This is a genomic window from Acinetobacter sp. AOR43_HL (genome assembly GCF_027854635.1).
GTDB lineage: Bacteria > Pseudomonadota > Gammaproteobacteria > Pseudomonadales > Moraxellaceae > Acinetobacter > Acinetobacter pittii.
Map to the genome: position 1 here is coordinate 77435 of NZ_JAKTHX010000027.1, position 20665 is coordinate 98099.

At 38.3% G+C, this 20665-nt stretch carries 19 protein-coding genes; 7 read left to right on the forward strand and 12 right to left on the reverse strand.

Annotation, left to right across the window (positions count from 1 at the left end; translation table 11 throughout):
• Positions 1 to 9 precede the first annotated feature (9 nt).
• The 4 genes from MKL33_RS10605 to MKL33_RS10620 all read right to left on the reverse strand — a co-directional run bounded on the left by MKL33_RS10605 (position 10) and on the right by MKL33_RS10620 (position 5259).
• Complete coding sequence (locus MKL33_RS10605; protein ID WP_270906929.1) at positions 10 to 2100, reverse strand: hypothetical protein; 2091 nt, start codon at positions 2098 to 2100, stop codon at positions 10 to 12.
• 228 nt (positions 2101 to 2328) lie between these two features.
• Positions 2329 to 3678 carry a hypothetical protein gene (locus tag MKL33_RS10610; RefSeq protein WP_039756282.1) on the reverse strand — a complete coding sequence of 450 codons (1350 nt, stop codon included), beginning with the start codon at positions 3676 to 3678 and terminating at the stop codon, positions 2329 to 2331.
• A 303-nt stretch (positions 3679 to 3981) separates the two neighbouring features.
• The gene (dcd, locus tag MKL33_RS10615) at positions 3982 to 4551 is read right to left on the reverse strand and encodes a dCTP deaminase (protein ID WP_003653416.1); all 570 of its coding nucleotides are present in this window, start codon (positions 4549 to 4551) and stop codon (positions 3982 to 3984) included.
• 114 nt (positions 4552 to 4665) lie between these two features.
• Positions 4666 to 5259 carry a LysE family translocator gene (locus MKL33_RS10620; protein ID WP_005071033.1) on the reverse strand — a complete coding sequence of 198 codons (594 nt, stop codon included), beginning with the start codon at positions 5257 to 5259 and terminating at the stop codon, positions 4666 to 4668.
• Positions 5260 to 5621: 362 nt separating this feature from the next.
• On the opposite strand from MKL33_RS10620, the gene MKL33_RS10625 reads away from it, so the two are divergent.
• Positions 5622 to 6188 carry a DUF2062 domain-containing protein gene (locus tag MKL33_RS10625; RefSeq protein WP_017401861.1) on the forward strand — a complete coding sequence of 189 codons (567 nt, stop codon included), beginning with the start codon at positions 5622 to 5624 and terminating at the stop codon, positions 6186 to 6188.
• 32 nt (positions 6189 to 6220) lie between these two features.
• Here MKL33_RS10625 and MKL33_RS10630 read toward each other — a convergent pair whose 3' ends face one another.
• The 3 genes from MKL33_RS10630 to MKL33_RS10640 form a co-directional block, all read right to left on the reverse strand.
• Entirely contained in the window at positions 6221 to 7093 is an 873-nt protein-coding gene (locus tag MKL33_RS10630) for a 5'-methylthioadenosine/S-adenosylhomocysteine nucleosidase (RefSeq protein ID WP_069035954.1), read from the reverse strand.
• A gap of 143 nt (positions 7094 to 7236) precedes the next feature.
• Positions 7237 to 8427, reverse strand: a complete 1191-nt coding sequence (gene apbC, locus MKL33_RS10635) for an iron-sulfur cluster carrier protein ApbC (protein ID WP_270906930.1) — start codon at positions 8425 to 8427, stop codon at positions 7237 to 7239.
• A gap of 169 nt (positions 8428 to 8596) precedes the next feature.
• On the reverse strand, positions 8597 to 9073 hold the full coding sequence (locus tag MKL33_RS10640; RefSeq protein ID WP_270906931.1) for a hypothetical protein: 477 nt from the start codon (positions 9071 to 9073) through the stop codon (positions 8597 to 8599).
• A 284-nt stretch (positions 9074 to 9357) separates the two neighbouring features.
• Here MKL33_RS10640 and metG point away from each other — a divergent pair, with 284 nt between their 5' ends.
• Entirely contained in the window at positions 9358 to 11424 is a 2067-nt protein-coding gene (metG, locus tag MKL33_RS10645) for a methionine--tRNA ligase (protein WP_270906965.1), read from the forward strand.
• Between the two features lie 81 nt (positions 11425 to 11505).
• On the opposite strand, the gene MKL33_RS10650 is transcribed toward metG, so the two are convergent.
• From MKL33_RS10650 to MKL33_RS10660, 3 genes are all read right to left on the reverse strand, one after another.
• Positions 11506 to 11841, reverse strand: coding sequence for a calcium-binding protein (locus MKL33_RS10650; RefSeq protein ID WP_270906932.1), 336 nt, complete (start codon positions 11839 to 11841; stop codon positions 11506 to 11508).
• Positions 11822 to 12010 carry an NF038215 family lipoprotein gene (locus MKL33_RS10655; RefSeq protein WP_005071047.1) on the reverse strand — a complete coding sequence of 63 codons (189 nt, stop codon included), beginning with the start codon at positions 12008 to 12010 and terminating at the stop codon, positions 11822 to 11824. The genes MKL33_RS10650 and MKL33_RS10655 overlap by 20 nt, the downstream gene beginning before the upstream one ends.
• A gap of 162 nt (positions 12011 to 12172) precedes the next feature.
• Positions 12173 to 12796: a LysE family translocator gene (locus tag MKL33_RS10660; protein ID WP_002120398.1), complete on the reverse strand. Its 624-nt coding sequence runs from the start codon at positions 12794 to 12796 to the stop codon at positions 12173 to 12175.
• A gap of 179 nt (positions 12797 to 12975) precedes the next feature.
• On the opposite strand from MKL33_RS10660, the gene MKL33_RS10665 reads away from it, so the two are divergent.
• From MKL33_RS10665 to MKL33_RS10685, 5 genes are all read left to right on the forward strand, one after another.
• A complete protein-coding gene (locus MKL33_RS10665) occupies positions 12976 to 13545 on the forward strand; it encodes a TetR/AcrR family transcriptional regulator (protein ID WP_002120318.1) in 570 nt (189 codons plus the stop codon).
• Positions 13542 to 15185, forward strand: coding sequence for an MFS transporter (locus tag MKL33_RS10670; RefSeq protein ID WP_270906933.1), 1644 nt, complete (start codon positions 13542 to 13544; stop codon positions 15183 to 15185). The genes MKL33_RS10665 and MKL33_RS10670 overlap by 4 nt, the downstream gene beginning before the upstream one ends.
• A gap of 39 nt (positions 15186 to 15224) precedes the next feature.
• Positions 15225 to 16343 (forward strand): HlyD family secretion protein, encoded by a 1119-nt coding sequence (locus MKL33_RS10675; protein ID WP_068613122.1) that lies wholly within the window; start codon positions 15225 to 15227, stop codon positions 16341 to 16343.
• A gap of 65 nt (positions 16344 to 16408) precedes the next feature.
• Positions 16409 to 17290 (forward strand): 1-aminocyclopropane-1-carboxylate deaminase/D-cysteine desulfhydrase, encoded by an 882-nt coding sequence (locus MKL33_RS10680; protein WP_270906966.1) that lies wholly within the window; start codon positions 16409 to 16411, stop codon positions 17288 to 17290.
• Positions 17291 to 17407: 117 nt separating this feature from the next.
• Complete coding sequence (locus MKL33_RS10685; protein ID WP_270906934.1) at positions 17408 to 18607, forward strand: NAD(P)/FAD-dependent oxidoreductase; 1200 nt, start codon at positions 17408 to 17410, stop codon at positions 18605 to 18607.
• Positions 18608 to 18619: 12 nt separating this feature from the next.
• Here the strand turns inward: MKL33_RS10685 and MKL33_RS10690 are convergent, their stop codons facing one another.
• Positions 18620 to 18790, reverse strand: coding sequence for a hypothetical protein (locus tag MKL33_RS10690; protein WP_202733365.1), 171 nt, complete (start codon positions 18788 to 18790; stop codon positions 18620 to 18622).
• A 126-nt stretch (positions 18791 to 18916) separates the two neighbouring features.
• Entirely contained in the window at positions 18917 to 20620 is a 1704-nt protein-coding gene (locus tag MKL33_RS10695) for a mechanosensitive ion channel (RefSeq protein WP_270906935.1), read from the reverse strand.
• Positions 20621 to 20665 lie beyond the last annotated feature (45 nt).

Consider the following 20665-nt stretch of genomic DNA (forward strand, 5'->3'; position numbering starts at 1 on the left):
ACCCACCTCTTATAGACCTTTAGTTGTCAGTTTCAAGTGTTGGATTAAAACACCATCAATGACAGCAGACCCCAGGTTATTTATTGGGCTAGAATTTATAACAGGTGTGGGCGCCTGATTTAATGTTGGAAAAGTTGTACCTGTCATTCCATTATTAGCGCCAATTAAATTATTTACTTCATTATTTGCTGCAGTTAACCAAACAGCTGATGAGTTTGCCCAAACACGGTTTGCAATTGAACCATACATAGGTGTAGTTCCAGAAGTGCTACTACAACCAATAGTTGGAGAACATGTAGCATCAGCAGGCTTTGTTGTTGGAGCTAAAATTGCCCAAGGTGTTGAGCCATTATTATATTCCCACTGATATAAATATCCTGTTGTACCAGCACCACAAATAAATAGAGTACAACTATAAGACTGAACCCACGTCTGAGTATTTACTCCACGTTGTTTATAATGTACTTCAGTCATCTGATTTGAATAAGTTGTTCGTGAAACCGTACCTGAATTTAACTTACCAAACGAAATACCTACTGCTCCTTCATCGGTTGAAGCTCTTAGAGTTTTTCCGCCATCCTCACTAAAGGCAGTACCAATGGTAATACTACTGTGTGTTGCATTATAGCCTTGATAATTTTTACCACCTAAAGTTAGTTGGTTACCACATTGATAAACGTTACAAGTTGAGCCTTTATAAGAGGTATCCACACCGCTATAGTCAGTATAAATTTGTTTATAAATTTCTGGTTTATTCGCAATACGGGCAATTTCTAAACTAAAGTTTTTACCATCAGAACCTAAAATCAAAGGCTGGTACAAAGTACCTAATACAAGATTTATATTTGGGTTATAAAGGTAAACTCCCTCGTTAGCATCAAAAGTGGGTGCTACGCCACCATTAATTGCAGGTGTGATAAGGTTTCCACTATCGCTCGTTTCACGTGTACTCAAACGTAAAACTCCAGCATTCGATAAACCTGAAGCATCCCACGTTTTTGTGGCAGTTTTACTATCTGTACGTGTACGTTTTTCTACATAATAGCGGCATCCCGCTGAGGTACCAAAACTTCCTGTTCCTCCATTATTACAATCACCTGTTGTGCTTGTACTTAATGTTGAATTAGCACCTGCATGAATAAGAGTCCACGGAGTAGTAGTAGATCCCTCAGTTAGAGAACTTGTAGTAATAGCCTTAACATCCTTGCTGTCTCCGCTATTCAAACGTATAACTCCGGCAACCCCCAAAGTATTATTATAAAAAGGGCTCATTCCACCAGCAGATGTTGCTCCGCCTAATGTTTGGAAAAGCTGTAAACGGCTGCCATTTAAGCTAAAGTTATTCCACACTCCTTGTAAACGAAGACGGTTTGCACGAGTTGCATCAGTACTTGTACCAATTAAACCATTTGAGTCGCCATAATTAAATTGATCTGCTGCTCCATTTATTTTATTCGGATTTCGAACAAAGATATCGGACCATAGACCTAGTTTCAACTTATAAGCATCTATACCAGCCGTATCTTTTGTTCCAATCTCATATAAAGGTGCTTCCAAAGCTAGATAGGTTAATTGACAATTAGGATCAGTCGCACCTGTACAATTATTTGCACTAAAATTCGGTACTGAATTTTCAGTTGCAACTTTAAATATCCAAGGGTTAACAGCTGTACCCCAGCTTGATATTGCTGCTGCCTCAGTAGAAGCTATACGTGTATTAGTATTATTATCAGATTTGGATAAAGCAAGGCCATAAAGATAAATATCAGCTTTACCCACTGCACGGTCACCTGAATCAACCGAACCGTTTTTATTGGTGTCTGCCGAAGTCATACTTAATGGACCTACGGGTACATAATTGATATAACCCGTATCTTTAGTGCGGTCATTTAAAATTTGGTTTGTAGTTTCATTCGCTCCAGCTCCACGAAATACCATATAAGTATTCTGTGGCAAGATAGCAATACCTTCACCAGTGGTTTCACTTAAACCTGCATCAGAAAGTTCTTCAAGAGCAAAACTTGGCTGACTTATACAAAAGCCAATTAAACTTGCCAGAACGGTTTTTTGAAACCTTACCGTATAATTAAGTGTAGTCATCTTGACCTTCCTGTTTATACGATGCCGCGCACCATATTTATTTTTCTTTAACAATCCTTGATGCTAGGTGAATTTTTCCTTTTCTCCCTAGACTAGAAGGCAAATCCAAATAGATATTGCCAACCCTTCCACATTTCCATTATGCGCAATATTTGCACGAATGCAAAAAAAAGAGCTTAAAAACTTACTTTTCCGATGAATGTAAAATTTAAAACTATGCATTCATACTTAGCAGAATTTTAAACTTCCGTAGCAGTTTGGAGCAAAAGACTGATTAGCTAATTGTAAATTCTGTAATTCTAGTACTGCTGGTCTCGCGTTTGATAAATCCCTTGTCCCAACATTAAAATCACCACCAATACAATTTACAGCCAAGAAACCACAGTTTAATGGATTCTGGGTTAATTCTTTACTCACTTCAGTAAGTGCATCTCTAATAGTATCTGTTTTAATAACGACGCTATTAGTCGGGTCAATTCGACCAATATCTATTGGATTTGATAACTCTAGCCACCAACCACGCATTGCTGTTGATACTGTTCCAGGCCAACGTATATCTTGTCCCTGCATCGATAATGATAATGGACTACCACTCAAATCAATTTTATGGATATAACCTAAATTTTCTAACAACGGTACTGTTACAGGTAAATTATTAATGGTCCCACGAAGATTACCATTTAACGTAATTCCCCCAAGGATATCAACATCAGCTGCCAGTGTACCCGACAAATCAATACCATTGACTATAGCAGAGGCTAATAAATTTACACTGCTCATCCGGTGTCCGGATACAATTGATTGTGGTAATGATAACTGTGCTTTTTGGGTAGGGGACAGTGTTATATCATAAGACTTAGTCTGGAAATCAAGATTAAATCCTGCTCCTAATGCAATTTCACCTCTAGCTTTACCTGTAATTGCTTGGTTAACACCACAACCCGAAGGAGATGGATATACGCCACAAGCAGGACTACCTGTTTGCGTGATGCGTGCAGCCTCAACAGTCGCCGCACCTACTTGGGGTGCTACTACCATATAACCACTTAAACTATTAATACCATTTGGTGTAGCTGAGTTTTCTGTGCCAATAGTTAAAAGCCCTTCAACTGCTTCAGCACTCAAGCGAATACCAGCTACTTCACGAGTTGATGCACTATTTGGGTTCTTTATTGCCAATTCGAAAAAAGGATTTGTCAGTTTAGCATCGCTTGCTACCCGGCCCTCGCGTGTATCTGCTACACCACTTAAACTAACATTATCAAAATCAATATCACAGCCGCCTGCACCATTTATCCCACCACAACCTAACTGAAGTTTACGAATATTGGCATTAATTTCTAACTCGGCCTCTAAACCTAATTTATAAAATCCTACATTACTACTGCTATCACGCAATTTTTCCAGATTTGCCGAATCATTAGGTGCAATATAAGACATACTCATCAGGGCTTGGCCCCGAGTTGCTGATAGTTCCGAATCAGACATAGGCACCAGTGTAGAAGCAGCGTAAGCTGAAGAAAAACATAAGCTTCCGAGTGTCAAAAGTGCTACTCGAAGAGACGTAAACTGTCGCATGGCCGACCTCCGTATCCGTGGGGGCATAATCCTGTTTAATTTCTTTTTATTTGGCTTATCTACATTTGATCATGTATTTAACTAAACATTATCAAAGAGAGCCTATATCTACTCTATTTGCTTTTAAATTCTGTGATACAGAGCAAAAAACAAATCAATCATTGATCATTTTATATCATTTTTTACAAAAGAAAACTGTCGTTTATCATAATTCCGATAAACGCTTCTCATAAAAATTTTATGTATAAAATTGGGCCACCTCAGTGACCCATCATTATTAAAACTATTATTCAGCTAAGAAAATTATGTTTTAGGAAGTGTAACACCTGTTTGACCTTGGTATTTACCACCACGGTCTTTATAAGAGGTTTCACATACTTCATCACTTTCAAAGAATAGCATTTGTGCTACGCCTTCCCCTGCATAAATACGTGCAGGTAAATTTGTTGTATTTGAAAATTCTAAAGTAACGTGACCTTCCCATTCAGGTTCTAATGGAGTCACATTTACAATAATACCGCAACGAGCGTAGGTCGATTTACCTAAGCACACTGTTAACACATTGCGAGGAATACGGAAATATTCAATTGTACGCGCTAGGGCAAATGAGTTTGGCGGAATAATACAAACATCAGACTCAATATCGATAAAACTTTTGTCATCAAAATTCTTTGGATCGACAATTGCAGAATGTACGTTTGTAAAAACCTTGAATTCACGGGCACAGCGTACATCATAACCATAGCTAGAGACCCCGTAAGAAATCAACTTTTCACCATTTTCATCAAAACGGACTTGATTCTCTGCATAAGGTTCAATCATGCCGTGTTTTTCGCTCATCTCGCGAATCCAACGATCAGACTTAATGGCCATGTATTTTCTATCCAAAAGGTAAATTCATTGATTTCGACGTACTTTAACTTAAAAAACCAATTATGAAAACAACACAGAGCTACTCAAATAAATAAGAATAGCTCAGCAGTACGTTTAAAGGTTCAGTAAAGCAGAATAACTAATTGGAATTGAAAAGCTGACCAATACAAGTGAAGCGGTTTTTTGCAAGTTAGTTTGATTTAACCAACCCACTTTCTTAGAAGCTAAAACCGATCCCAAGAAAATCCAGAACAATGCAATTGGGGTAATAAGCGCTAAATAAGCCATCATATGAATTAAATAAATATGAAAATTACTCCATGCAGCTACCGGGAAAATTGCTGAGGCAAAGAGTAAGGCTTTTGGGTTTAATAAAGTGGCGCAGAATAACTCACGAGCACGAATCGTTGGCTGATTTAATTCAACTTCTTGATTTGCCGTATGCCATAACTTGATGGCTAAGAAAATAATATAGCAAGCGCTCAATAGCTTTAGAATAGGCGGCAGCATTGGTAGTGTGCTAGACACTTTTCCAATCAGCATTCCCCATGCAGAAATAGAGATTACATAACCCAAAACTTCTGCTGGAATAAGTTTTACTGACTTCCTTAAACCCACTTGTACTCCTGAAGAAGCGAGCAGAGTATTGGTTGGGCCTGGAGTAAGTAAAATTGTGGCTACTAAGCCAATAAAAAGCCATGAAATCATTGAATGACCTCACAATATAGTCATCTCAGATTAATAGATATCCTGTCACAAGGCAAAAGGTAATTGTAAGACAAAGTATTTCAAGTTATTTTCAAAATAAAAATAAAGTATATAAAAACAAATATTTATAAAATTACCACATAAATTCGAGAAGAAAACTTTACGGTCAGTTGTTATACTTTTCAAATAGATTCTGAGTTAAGTAACATAACTATTTTTATTTTAAGTCTATTTTTCCATCAAAAGTCTTTATAATAAAAAATATATATCACTGGTAAGTTTAAATTTTAAGCTTTTAATAAGTTTCAATTCATATATTGTTTCTGATTTTTTATATAGAGCATCGCGCTTTACTACCCTTAATGATTATGGCAAAGCATTTTTTTCAATCTTGGCTTCCCTCCCCCGAGAAAGTTTCAAATATGAAATTTCTAAGGATTTTTGGTAAAAAAACCCTTAATCCTGTGCTTTGGTATGTCAATCGAAAATCAATTACCCGAGCTGTTTTTGTCGGAACTTTTTTTGGTTTACTGCCTATTCCTTTTCACAGCGTATTTATTGTGATGGCTGTATTACTATTCGAAGTAAATTTACCAATTAGCTTGATGCTCGCTTGGTTAAGTAACCCGCTTACATTAGTTCCTATTCTATATATTGGTTTTTGGTTCGGTGCCCACATTTTTCATGTGCATATGATTAACAAAGAAATGTTGCTGGGTGTATTGCATCAGATTTCTCGTTGGATTACTCATTTCGGCCATGGCCACATTGATTTTAGCCTCGCGAAAATCTTGATGACTGGACTTGTTGTAGAAGCTTTTGTATTTGCTGTTATTTTATATATATGCACAGAAATTTTCTGGCGCTGGATGGTTGTTAAAAACTGGAAAAGTAGACATCGTCAAAAGAAGCAAGAAGAGGTTTTATAAAATTTTCACTCTTCTTGCATAAGTTTAAATCATTATTTCGGCAATTTTGATTTCATATATTCTTCAGCCACATTAAGTACATACTCTTGGCAAGCCTCTCCTGTACCAGGGTCATAAGCTCCATTATTGGTAATATTATTAGATAAGATTCGAATGCCTAGGAAAGGAACGTTAAATTGACTTGCGATTTGCGCAACAGATGCTGCTTCCATTTCTTCAACAGAAGTACCATAACGTTGATGGAAAAATTGAATACGATCTAGCTCATTATTCCAGACATCTGCTGAACCAATTGTTCCTTCAACCACATCACCTTTATCATAACGGACTTTGTGGGCCGCCATTAATAATTCTCTGTCACCTTCAAATTTGCGTATCGCAATCGGCTCTGGGTCAGATTCATCTGTTGGCAAAACGTCAAAAGCCTCAACCCATGTGAGTGAGTTTGAACCACCACCCACTGGCTGTTTAGGAGTTCTAAATGCACCAATATTGGTTGTATATTTTCCTAAAACAATATCGTAAACATGCAAATCAGGATCATGTCCACCTGAAGTTCCCTGATTAATGATCGCAATCGGTTTATAACGCTCAATCGCTAGAGCAGTTGCTGCAGCAGAGTTACTCATACCCATGCGAGTTTTAGAAATAATCATTGGATAACCGTTATAGGTTCCTTTCCAGAAAGTCCATCCGCCTAATGTTTCAACAGTCACATTCTGTAATTTTGAAGCCATTTTTTCCGATTCTACTGGCAAAGCCCCTTGAATAATGATCGGCTGTAACTTCTGTTTTTGTTCCTGAACTGTTGGGGTTTGTGAAGCAGATGAGTTGTCATCGTTACATCCAACAAAAAATAAAGCGCTACATAAACTGATTACGCCCAAACTATACTTAAATTGCATTTTTTAACCTTTCTTTTTAAAAAGTGTAAGGTAGCAATCTACATGCCAATTTCAAGTTCAGCTTTGTTATTAGGATTCAGTAATTTAATTTTTTATTTTAATCAGATGATAAAAAACCCGACTTAAAGCCGGGTTTTAATAAATTAGAAAATACGCTTATCATCACGTGTGCGTTGAGGGATTTTTTCAATCTGCTGCCAGACTGCTTTAGCAATCTCAATATAACTATCAGCCGCATCATCCATTGCCACAACGCTCGGTTTACCCTGATCAGCATGTTCACGTATTTGAGCATTTAGAGGCAAACGGCCTAGCAATGGAATATGGTATTGCTCGGAAAGCTTATCACCACCACCGATACCAAAAATTTGCTCTTCGTGACCACAGTTTGAGCAAATATGAGTCGACATGTTTTCGACAACACCTAATACGGGAATACCCACTTTATTAAATAACTCAATTCCTTTGGTCGCATCAAGCAAGGCAACATTTTGTGGAGTAGTCACAATGATTGAGCCTGTAACCGGAATACGCTGTGCAAGCGTAAGCTGAATGTCACCAGTACCTGGTGGCATATCAATCATGAGTACATCTAAATCAGGCCAAAGCGTTTGATTAAACAATTGCATTAGAGCGCCTGTTGCCTTTGGTCCACGCCATGCAACAGGTGTATTGTTATCACCAGTTAAATGTCCAATAGAAAGCACAGCCATACCATAAGCATCTAAAGGTACAAAATTTTCACTTTCAATAAGTGGAGTTTTGCCAGCGTTTCCTAGCATTGTGGGAATACTTGGGCCATAGATGTCAGCATCTAATACCCCAACCTTAAGACCCATTTTTTGCAAGGCAAGCGCCAAATTGACCGTAGTTGTCGATTTACCAACGCCGCCCTTTCCAGATGAAACTAAAATAACATTCTTAATGCGAGGGTGAAGTGGAACATCTCTTTGTTGCGGAGCGGCTTTTTGAATCGGTGGATTATTTGGATCTGTTTCTGATTTAGGTGAGGCATCAAGCACAGGAGGTAAATTTGAACTTTCTTGTGTAGGGCGCTTTTGTTGAACCACGTGTAAATTAAGTTCTTCAATACCGCACTTTTCTAATGCACCAGCTAAATCATCATGGATTTGCTGCAAATGCTCTTTTTCATCAGGAAATGTATTAATCGTAAGTTGTAATACACGACCCTGAACTTGAAGCTGACTAATGCGCTCCTTTAAAGCATCTTTTGAATGCGGTAATAAATAATTTTGGAGTACGGTTTGGATTTCATCTTCTTTCACCTCTTGTGCGGGTGAAAAAACGGACTTTAATGAAGAAAGCCAAGACATATTGTTTACTCCAAAAACAGATCATTACAGCTTAATGGAGATAGTGTAACAGTATTGCTCCACACTCGCTCACCTTGGGATGAATAATTACTCACTTCAGATCTCATCTTTTAGGTAAGGAGTGCAGATTTTAGTTTAAATCAGCTTATTCAGCAGAATCATGATTCTTTTATTTATTGAGTTTATCGGTTGCAGTTTTCTTCAACTCATCAAGTTTTGCTGTTGCTTGCGTTTTCAACTCATCAAATTTTGTAGCAGCCTCTTCCTTTAATTCCGCAGCTTTGGCTTTAGCATCGTCAAGTTTATGAGCTGCTTCTGTACGCAAGTGATCAAACTTGTCTTGTAGACTATGCTGAGCATCCTCAAATTTACCTTTTAAATCAGTTGCTTTTTCTTCAAGAGCCTCTTTACCAGAAGCTTGTTTCTCTTTTACATTTTCCTTTAAATCGTCCAAAGCTTTTTCGCCTTGTACTTTCGCATCAGCTGCTTTTGCCTTTAATTGGTCTACCTTATCTTCAACTGCTTCTTTACCAGCAGCTTGCTTCTCTTTTACATTTTCCTTTAAATCGTCCAAAGCTTTTTCACCTTGTACTTTTGCATCAGCCGCTTTTGCCTTTAATTCATCTAATTTATTTTCTGTAGTCATCGTTGTTATCCTCATAGTTAATTAAAAAATTACCTGAATAAGTTATTAGTTATACATCGTTATGGCTTATTTTCTGACCGTAACTGCAATTTGAAACAAAGACAATACAGGAAGATTCAAATATTTTTTGATTTGTTTATCTGTTCTAAAGAGAAACCATGCCTGACCAAAATCCATTTTAATAGAAATCGCTTATGCCAAGCTGGAGATTATTAATCTTTGCTTATCTCCCTGCATCAGTTAAAATCTTCCACCTTATAAATACGAATGAGAGAATGAAATCCGTGCGTAAAATTTTAGTCACTAATGCCCTCCCTTATGCTAATGGTCCAATTCATATGGGTCATTTACTCGGTTACATCCAGGCAGATATCTGGGTTCGTGCCATGCGAGCAATGGGTCATGATGTGACTTATGTATGTGCGGATGATGCTCACGGTACAGCAATTATGCTACGTGCCGAAGCAAATGGTATTAGCCCAGAAGAGCAAATTGCGAATGTTCAAAAAGAACACATCCGTGATTTTGACGGTTTTGGGGTACATTTCGATCATTACGATTCAACGCATAGCGATGCAAACAAAGCACGTTCAACAGATATCTATATTAAAAACCGTGAAGCTGGAAATATTGCAGTTCGTCCTGTAACTCAGTTATTTGACCCAGAAAAAGGGATGTTCTTGTCTGACCGTTTCATTAAAGGTACATGCCCCAAATGTAAATCAGAAGATCAATACGGCGACTCATGTGAAGTGTGCGGTACAACTTACAATGCAACTGAGCTACTTGACCCGCGTTCGACTTTAAGTGGTGCAACACCAGTTGAAAAATCATCAGATCACTATTTTTTCAAGCTTCCAAACTTCTCTGAATATTTACAAAAATGGACGCGTGATGAAGGTCGTTTACCTCTTTCAATTGCGAACAAGTTAGATGAATGGTTTGAAGCTGGTTTAGCAGACTGGGATATTTCTCGTGATGCACCATATTTTGGCTTTGAAATTCCAGACGCACCAAATAAATATTTCTACGTATGGGTAGATGCCCCAATTGGTTATATGTCTAGTTTTGAAAACTACATCAAAATTAAACGCCCAGATTTAAACTTTGATGATTTCTGGAAAAAAGACAGCCAAAACGATGTTTATCATTTTATTGGAAAAGACATTGTTTATTTCCATGCTTTATTCTGGCCTGCAATGCTTGAAGGTGCAAACTATCGCACTCCAACTGGTCTTTTTGTAAATGGTTTCTTGACTGTAAATGGACAAAAAATGTCTAAGTCACGTGGTACTTTCATTAAGGCCGAGACGTATTTACAGCATTTAAACCCAGAATATTTACGTTATTACTTTGCATCTAAGCTTTCAGATAAAGTTGAAGACTCTGACTTAAATCTTGATGACTTTGTTCAAAAAGTAAATTCAGACTTAGTCGGTAAAGTCGTTAATATTGCTAGCCGTTGTGCGAAATTCATCAACAGCAACTTTAACAATACGTTATCTGCTCAATGTGCAGAAACTGATTTAGTACAAAGTTTTATTCATGCTGGCGATTCAATCGCTGCTGCATATGAAGCACGTGAATTCTCTACGGCGATCCGTGAAATTATGGCGCTAGCTGACCGTGCAAACCAATATATTGATGAGAAAAAGCCTTGGGCACTTGCTAAACAAGAAGGTCAAGAGCAACAAGTTCTTGACGTCTGCTCTGTGGGTATCAACTTATTCCGTCAACTTGCAGTGTACTTGGCTCCAGTTCTTCCAACTTTGGCCAAGCAAGTTCAAGATTTCTTAAAACTTGAAAGTTTCGATTTCGAGTCACGTAAACAAGTTCTTGTAAGTCATGAGATTGCGCAGTTCCAACCGCTTATGCAGCGTGTTGATCCAAAAGCTGTTGCAGCTATGGTTGATGCTTCTAAAGAGTCTTTAGGTGCTCCTGCTCCAGAAGCAACTAAAGCAACGGCGAAAAAGGACAAAGCTGCCGAGAAAAAAGCAATGCCTGCTCCAGCAGTGGGTGAAGCTGAAATTATCGGTATCGAAGACTTCTTAAAAGTTGACTTGCGTATTGCTCAGGTCATTGAAGCAGGTACAGTTGAAGGCTCAGATAAATTACTTCAACTGACGTTAGACGTTGGTGAGGCTGAACCACGTAACGTATTTAGTGGTATTCGTAGCCAATACGCACCAGAAGACCTAAAAGGTAAATTGGTTGTTATGGTTGCTAACCTTGCACCACGAAAAATGCGTTTTGGTATTTCAAACGGCATGGTACTTGCTGCCGGAAATGGTGAAGGTATTTTCATTATTTCTCCAGACAGCGGTGCGAAACCTGGCGATAAAGTTTCTTAATCTGCTTTTAAAAAAGCTCCCTAAATTGGGAGCTTTTTTATTTTTAAGGGGTTTGAATAGGTTTAAACGGGGCTTACTAAATTAGGACCACGGCCACCCTTCGCAAGGGTTATTAAATAAAACGTGTATATTTCCCAACTCTTCATTTGTTAAATAGCCATTCTTATTTTCATCTAAATAATGAAATAGCTCTGTCTGTTTGTTTTCACCTTGAAAACGCTTATCACTCGGCCAGTTATAAGGATAAAAGTCTTCAACCCGTTGAAATTCTTTTTGGCTATACATGCCATCATGATTTAAATCATATTTTTCCTGAAAAAGCTCCCAATCTAAAGAAGTAGGCTCACATGCACTTACCATATTCAAAACACAGTAAGTTGCACATCCAGCAAGTAACCTAATAGTTAGATTGCTCATGATTATTCACTTGTATATCGGAAATTTTATAATCCTTTTCATGAACCGGAGTACCCACAATACTCATGGTCCGCTCATTTGCTGGCTGTTGCTTGCTCATTGTTCTCATCTCACATCCTGTAGTTAAGATGAGAAAAACTACAGAAATGCTCACCATTAGTTTTTTCATAACGTGATCCTCATTTCTTTTTGTTTTATTTATTAAGTTACCACTTTTAAAGTGTTTAAGTGCTAAAAAAGATATTTCAATTTGTATATATTTTACGCAAAAATTAAGCCAGACTATAAATAGCTGGCTTTGGATTTTGTAGATATTTTAATTAAAGAATAATCATTTGAAGAAAATTAATTTTAAACCCAATAAAGTCACAATACTTCCAGCAACTCGATCCACCCCTGTTTTTGCTTTCAGATACATTTTTCGAGGCTTCTCTGAAGATAACAGCATCGCAACACATGAATACCAACCCGCATCAATCATAAAACAAATCACTGGTAATGCGACGTAGTAATAATTTGGAATTTCTTTTGGCAGTAAAGCCGTAAATACGCTGGCCAATACAACTGCGATTTTTGGATTACTTAACTGGGTAATTAAGCCATATCGATATGCCTGCTTATAGGTCATTTTCGATTTGCCATCGTTTTCCATCGCAATTGGTTCTTTAGCATGTTTAATAATTTTAAAAGCCAGCCAAAGCAAATATAGCCCACCACCAATTTTTAAAATTAGATAAGCAGAAGGCACCGCCAATAAAACTGCTTGCAATCCCATAACTGCTAATAGACCAAAAAGCGCTGCGCCTGTCCCCGTCCCTAAAGCGGTAAACAACCCATGTTTACGTGATTTAGAAATTGAATTTTGTGCAACATAAATAAAGCTTGGCCCAGGACTTATTGCTCCAAGCATCAATGCCATCGCAATTGAAAAAAGAGGAATAAGGGACTCAAACATTGTATTGACCTAGCATCATGCAATTGCGCGGTATTCTAACAGCTTTTTGTGACACATATAAAAATGGCCAAGATATAAATGATGAAAATTGAATTTTCATGTTTTTACAATTTAAATCTTCACAACGGACAAAAATGTCCGTTAAATATATAACCTTTAGAACTCCCCAAACCGATGACATGAGTAAACGTCAAAAAATTGCTGCCCATAATCGGGATGAATTACTCAATGCAGCCGAAGAATGTTTTCGTATTCATGGTATTAATGTTCCCTTACAAGTTGTGATTGACCACGCTGGGGTCGGCAGAGCGACGTTCTACCGTAACTTTTGTGATCGAAAAGCTTTAATTAGTGCACTTTTAGAACGTGCGATTACACAGCTAGAGCAAAAAGCAGCTCATTTTCAACAATTCGAAGATGGTTTATTTCGTTTAATTGAAGGACATATTGGGCAACTTCCCAAACTCGCAATTTTGCAAGATTTTTGGAGAGTGATTGATCGACAAGATCCAATTATGTTAAAAATTTATGAACGGCGAAATAATGCACTTAACCCACTGATTGAAAATGCGATAGAACAAAAATTGTGCCGAGCTGATCTGACCGCCGATGACTATGCAATGGTCACAGCAATGTTGGGTTCTTCATTTCAAGGACATGAGCCAGAAGAACAGACTCGCTTAGCAAAACGAGCAATTGAATTACTATTTCATGGTATTCAAATACAAAAAATTCGAGGGATAGAATGAGTAAAACGCCTCGTTACTTAGAAACACCACCCGACTGGACACCAGAAGAGCAACCGACTTTACCTGGTTCACCAGCAGCTATTGCACACTCTGTACCTAAGCGGTTTATTTACTTTTTTATTGGTTTATTTATCGCCCTTTCGGCAAGCTTAAGTAATGGTTTTATTACGGCAAATTTACCTTTAATCCAAGGTGAGTATGGACTAACTCCTTCCGAAGCGGCTTGGTTGCCTGCTGCTTATGTCATGGCAAATGTCAGTTCAAACCTGATTTTATTTAAAGCCCGGCAACAGTATGGCCTGAGAATATTTTCTGAAATAGGACTCGTGATTTTTATTGCAGTTCTGGTATTACATATTTTTGTGCATACTTATGAAATGGCCCTATTTGCGCGGGTTGTAGCTGGTTTAGCTGGTGCGCCATTAAGCTCACTAGGTATGTATTACACCATGCAAGCTTTTAAAAAAGCAGACATGGCAAAAGGTATATATATTGCCTTTGGTTTTCAGCAACTTGGCGTACCATTAGCTTGGATTATTTCTCCATTTCTTGTAAATACAGACAGTTGGTCTGTTCTATATACGTTTGAGCTCGGCTTAGCACTTTGTTGTTTAGCCATGGTCGTTTCATTGAAGCTACCACGTAGCTTAAGAATTTATGTTTTTGAGAAGCAGGATTTCTTTACATTTGCTTTATTGGCTCCAGGTTTTGCCTGCTTGTGTATTGTGCTCACGCAAGGTCCAATTTTATGGTGGTTTAACAGTGAATGGCTTGCTTACGTCTTAATTGCAGGTTTTAGCTTAGTTATTCTTGGTTTGCTCTATGAGCACTATCGTGCCAATCCATTAATTATGACACGCTGGTTAGGTGCCGCTTCGACCCTACGCTTCATTTTTGGTGCCTTTGCCATTCGACTTTTAATGTCAGAACAAAGCTACGCAGCTGTTAATTTCTTAAAAACTATGGGAATGGGTCCTGACCAATTTGTTCCACTCTATGTGGTCATATTGGTAGGGATTTTAAGCGGAACACTTTTTAGTGCACTGACTTTTTCACGCGAACGGATTATCTTCCACTTACTTTTTGCAGAATTTTTAATTTTAGTTGCGTGTGGATTAGATTATCACTTAACCAGTGATGTCCGACCTGTGAACTTCTTTGCAAGTCAGTTTTTAGTAGGCTTTGCAGGTGGTTTATTTATTGGGCCATTGCTCCTGATCGGCTTTGCGCAAACATTGGCTAAAGGCCCTTCGTATGTGGTGACTTTTATTGTGCTGTTCTCTGCTACCCAAACCTTCGGTGGTCTTGTTGGGTCTTCTTTCTTCTCGACCTATCAACAACATCGTACGCAAAACTATCAGGCAGAGATTATTAAAGATTTAGAACAAGCAGATCCTCTAGTTGCTCAAAGGCTCTCGACCTATCAACGCAGTGCATCAGTTACGACTACTGACCCAGCATTACAAACAGCCCAATCCATGCGCTCACTTAATCAAGTGGTCACTCGTGAAGCGCAAGTGCGTGCCTACAATGATGTAATTGCATTAAACGGTATTTTTGCGATCGCCCTACTCTTGTGGGGTGGATTTAATATTGCACGTAGTAAATATCTACAACGTAGAGGAATTAGCCGTCCTTAATGGCTTCTTTATTGATGAAATAGAAATTGAGATTGATATATGTCAGATGATCAAAACAAACCGGAACAAGCTCCACCTCAAGCAGCTCCCGCTCCATCTAACGAACCGGCACCTGCGAGCAAACTAATTCCAACAAAACGCTCAACTTTATTATGGATGCTAGTTGTGCTCATTGTTGGTATTTTAGTGATTTTGTGGGCATGGAGAATCGGACCCTTCGCAACGAGCGTTCAGCAAACTGACAATAGTTATGTTAAAGGTAAAACAACGATTTTATCGTCGCAAATTAATGGCTATGTTAAAGATGTATTAGTTAAGGACTTTGACCACGTTAAAAAGGGTCAAGTATTAATGCATATTGATGCAACTACTTATGATCAAAAAGTAACGCAAGCGGCTTCTGGAGTTGAACAAGCTAAAAATACTTTAGCCAATCAGACACAGTCTATTGCTCAAAAACAAGCTGATATTGTGGCTGCACAGGCTAAAGTTGAACAAGTTAAAGCTCAATATGAACTTTCTTTAGCACAGCTTAGACGATATCAACAGTTAGGAAATAGTGGAGCAGCTTCTAAATCTGAGCAAGATAAAGCCGCAGCAGATGCTGAAAATAACCTTGCAGCACTGAAGCAGGCAGAGGCCAATGTTTTAGTTGCCAAAGAAGCGCTTAAAACAGCGCAAGTGGCAGAAGCTGGATTAGAAGCACAAGTTTCCAGTGCTAAAGCACAACTAGACCAAGCACAAACTACTAAAGACTATAGCGTTATTGTTGCTCCAATGGATGGTCAACTTGGTGAGGTGAACCCTCGTGTTGGGCAATATGTAGCAGCAGGGTCACAATTACTCTACCTCATCCCACAACAAACTTGGGTGATTGCCAACTTTAAAGAAACCCAAATTGCCAATATGCGAATTGGGCAAAAAGCATGGTTCACAGTCGATGCCATGAAACATAAAAAATTTACAGGACATGTTGAACAGATTTCACCTGCTGCGGGTTCCGAGTTCAGTGTATTAAAGCCTGACAATGCAACAGGAAACTTTACCAAAGTGGTTCAAAGAATTGCCGTACGCATTACCATTGATCCAAATCAAGAAGGAATGGAGCATTTACGCCCTGGCATGTCAGTGATTACTTCTGTCGATACAAGTTCGTAAACAGCTTTTTAAAGCTCTATTTAAAAAGCTACAATGTGATCAATCATTATTTTTCTCAATTTCTAATGTTTGATCACATTGCCCAACCTATTTCCTATCAGCATATTGAACTCCCCTCTTTAGTTCATCTCTACATTAAGCGATTAGATTTAGTTCATCCTCAAATTTCGGGCAATAAATTTTTCAAACTAAAATACAATTTGCTTGCTGCAAAACAACAAGGTTTATCGAGCATTTTGACTTTTGGTGGCGCTTATTCCAACCATATTGCCGCGACTGCCTATGCCGCTCATCTTTTTGGCTTAAGAAGTATTGGAATTATTCGTGGTGAAGAGTTAGCTGACAAACCTCTGAATCCAACCTTAACAAAAGCTCAAAATTTAGGAATGCATCTACATTTTGTCTCACGCAATGAATATCGCTTACGAGAAGATGCAAACTATCTTCAACAATTACGTCATCAATTTCCTGAAACTTTCATTATTCCTGAAGGCGGCACCAATGAATTGGCAGTTCAAGGTTGTCAGGAAATTATCAGTCAAAGCGATTTGCAAAACTATGATGTGATTTGCTGTGCAGTAGGAACTGGCGGAACGATTTCGGGTCTTATTGAAAGGAGTTCAGCCGATCAAAAAGTCTTAGGATTTTCGGCTTTAAAAGGTGACTTTTTACAACAAGAAATTCGGCAGTGGACCAAAAAACAGAACTGGTCTGTGACAGATGCATACTGCTGTGGCGGGTATGCAAAAACTTCACCCGAATTATTGGTATTTATAGAAAGTTTTGAAGAGCAGCATGCGGTACCACTTGAACCCATCTATACAGGAAAGATGATGTTTGGTCTGTTTGATCTTATAAAGAATAATTACTTTGCTGAGGGAACTCGCATTCTGGCAATTCATTCTGGTGGTTTACAGGCAGATATAAGAAATAAATCACATCAATAACTTATTAGCTTTTAGTGCACATTACTCTGCATAGCAGTAAATGTCTTTAGCATGACTAAGGCTCGGCATGATAATATATGCCCCTTTTAAATTTTCACGATTAATCGAGAATCTCTTATGTCTAACAGTCATGTTGATGTCATTGTCTTAGGTGCAGGTGCTTCTGGACTCATGTTGGCTGCACATGCTGCTAAACGAGGGCGCTCGGTTTTAATTTTAGAAAAAGCCAATAAAATTGGTAAAAAGATTTTAATGTCGGGCGGTGGTAAGTGTAACTTTACCAACCTGTATGTAGAGCCTGACAACTATATTTCTTATAATTCGCACTTCGTTATTTCTGCCCTATCACGCTATAGCAACTGGGACTTTATCGGTTTGGTATGTGATTATAAAATTGCTTATGAAGAACGAAAACACGGGCAATTATTCACGCTAAACGGCGCTAAAGAAATTTTAGAGATGCTAGTGAGTGAATGTGATAAAACCAATAACGTTGATATCCAAACTCAATGTGAAGCTGTACAGATTGATCCATTAGAAAAAGGCGGTTTTACTGTACACACAAACCAAGGCCGATTTAGCTGTGAGTCATTAGTGGTTGCTACAGGTGGTTTATCCATTCCAACTTTGGGTGGTTCTGGGTTTGGCTATGAACTGGCACAAAAATTTGGACATACGGTTTTCCCAACTCGCGCAGGTTTAGTCCCATTTACTTTTTCAGATCATATTAAAGAAGTCACTACACGCCTAAGTGGTAATGCTTTAGATGTGACTCTAAGTAACTCGAAGAATAGCTTTACTGAAGCATTATTGTTTACGCATCGTGGTTTGAGTGGTCCAAGTTCTTTACAGCTTTCAAACTATTGGAATACTGGTGAAAGTTTTAAAATTGACTTTTTCCCAAGCCAAGATTTAGCAAATTATTTAAAAGACAAAAAGAAAGCCCAACCTAAAGTTTTATTGCGTACTCTTCTGAATGAATTTACGGCAAAAAGTATTGTACAAGAGTTACAACAACTTATATGGGCAGAGCAGAGCGAGACAGCAATTGGTAATATCAGTGATGCACAGCTAGATCATATTGCCGAGCAACTACATGGTTTTGCTGTGAAACCATCAGGCACAGAAGGCTATCGTACTGCCGAAGTTACTTTAGGTGGAGTTGATACAAGTGAAGTATCTTCCAAAACAATGGAAAGTAAAAAGCAGAAAGGACTGTTTTTTATTGGGGAAGTCCTTGATGTGACTGGCCATTTAGGAGGTTATAACTTCCAATGGGCTTGGTCTTCCGCTTATGCAGCAGCACAATACGTTTAACTGATGAATAAGCTAATTTGAGACTTTTGAATCATTTGATGATTTTTCAGAATTACGTGTATGAGTTGTTGCCTGTTTTGATGAATTAGATTTATTAAACACAAATTTATAAGCACTTGCTAAAAAACCTACCGTAATTCCCGCAATGACAATCGGTGCTAAAAAACGACCTGGTTTCTTCATCGTATTTTCCTCACTTATTTGTTTTTATAACGTCTAAAAAGAACGACCACTCAATATAGAGTGGTCGAACTTATCACAAAAATCAAAGATTTTTTGTACGGTTTATCTGAAAATTAGTTTTACTTACTAAATTTCGTCATTTTCTCCAGTAGATCCAAACGGTTTATTTACTGGTGGTTCTGCTGGATTTACTTGTGCAGAATCAGCAGGTTTTGCATCAGATGAAACCGTTGATGGTGAAGTTGTAGTTGTTGGTGCAACTGTAGATGTTGACGAACTCGTAGTTGCAGATGAGCTACCAGCAGATGGGCTGCTCGTTGTGGTATTAGACGGTGGTTGATAAAGCGGATTCGGTTCATTCGCTTCTTTTTTAGCTTTATCTAGCAAATCGCTCAACAGTCTTTCTGCTGGTTGGCGACCACCTAAACCAAATGCAAGAGCGAAAGCAACTGCAACTGCGCCTAGAGTCAAACCAAATGCAAGATTAACGATTGAATCTGCAATACCCATCGCTCTTAAACCAAGCGCAAGTACAAGACCAATAATTAATACACGAACTAAACTACCTAACCAACGCGAGCTATTATATTCGCCGCGTTGAACCACGTTCGCCACAACATTGGCAAGCCAGAAACCAATAACCAAGATTACAGCGCCCAATAGAATGTTTGCACCGAAATGGATAAACATTGCAATTAGACCACTAATTTGATCGAAACCAAGACGATCCGCAGCTTCAGAAACCGCAAATAGCATAGTAAAGAATACAATTAACCAGCCAACTGCATTAGAAACTTTAGTTTGACCTAAAAAGCGTTGTACATCTAACTTTGCAGGAATCTCATCAACACCTGTACCTGCAATTAATTCAGCGACTAAGCGACCAACAAAACGAGAAACAATATAAGCAACCAGTAGAATTAAACCAGCAGCAATAATGTTTGGAATCGCCTGCAAGATTTCATTAAGCATTGCTGTTGCTGGCTGAGAAATTGTCTCAATCCCTAAAGCTTCAAACGCTACAATCAATGTTGTAATAATGATGATTGCGAAAACAAATGACCCTAAGAATTTGCCTACGTTAGAGCTTTTGAAAAGACCAATTTTTTCAGCTTGAGCCTGAACACCTAAGCTATTCACTAAACCTTCAACAATACCGCGTACAATTTTTGCCAAGATATAACCAACAAAAACGATAACACCAGCAATAAAGATATTTGGTAAGAATGCTACAGCATCATTTACCATATTTTGAACTGGAATCAGTAAGCCTGTTAATCCTAATATTGAAAGAACAATCGGAAGGAAAAGTAACAATACAAGCCAGTAAAGAATTTCACCAATATTCTGGCTAATTCCACCTACACCCACTTCACTGCTTAACTTATCGTCAAGTTGAGTTCGGGATAAAACATTGGTCACCCCCGCTCGCACCAGTCGAGCAACGATCCAACCAATAAAACCCACCACAACAGCAGCAATAATATTTGGAATATAGACGAGTACCTGATTAACCATATTGCTGAACGGGCCACTTACTCCACTAATGTTAAGTACATTGAGAGCTGCGACAACAGCTAAGATTAAAATAAACCAGAATACGACTTTTGAAATAAGACCTTCTATGTTTGGAGCACGCCCAGTTGCTGAAGATAATTTTGCATTGGTATTTACTTTTTGCAGAAGTTTTTTTACACCTGCCGCAACTAATAAGGCGATTATCCAGCCGACCAGTAAGATGACGATTGCAGCTAAAATAGGATGAAACTGATCCCAGTAATACATCGCATCAAACTGAGCGCCGCGAGGCCCATCAAAAAATTCATTCATATTGTTATGTCCTCAATTGTTATGTTCTTTTCAGTGCCATCAATT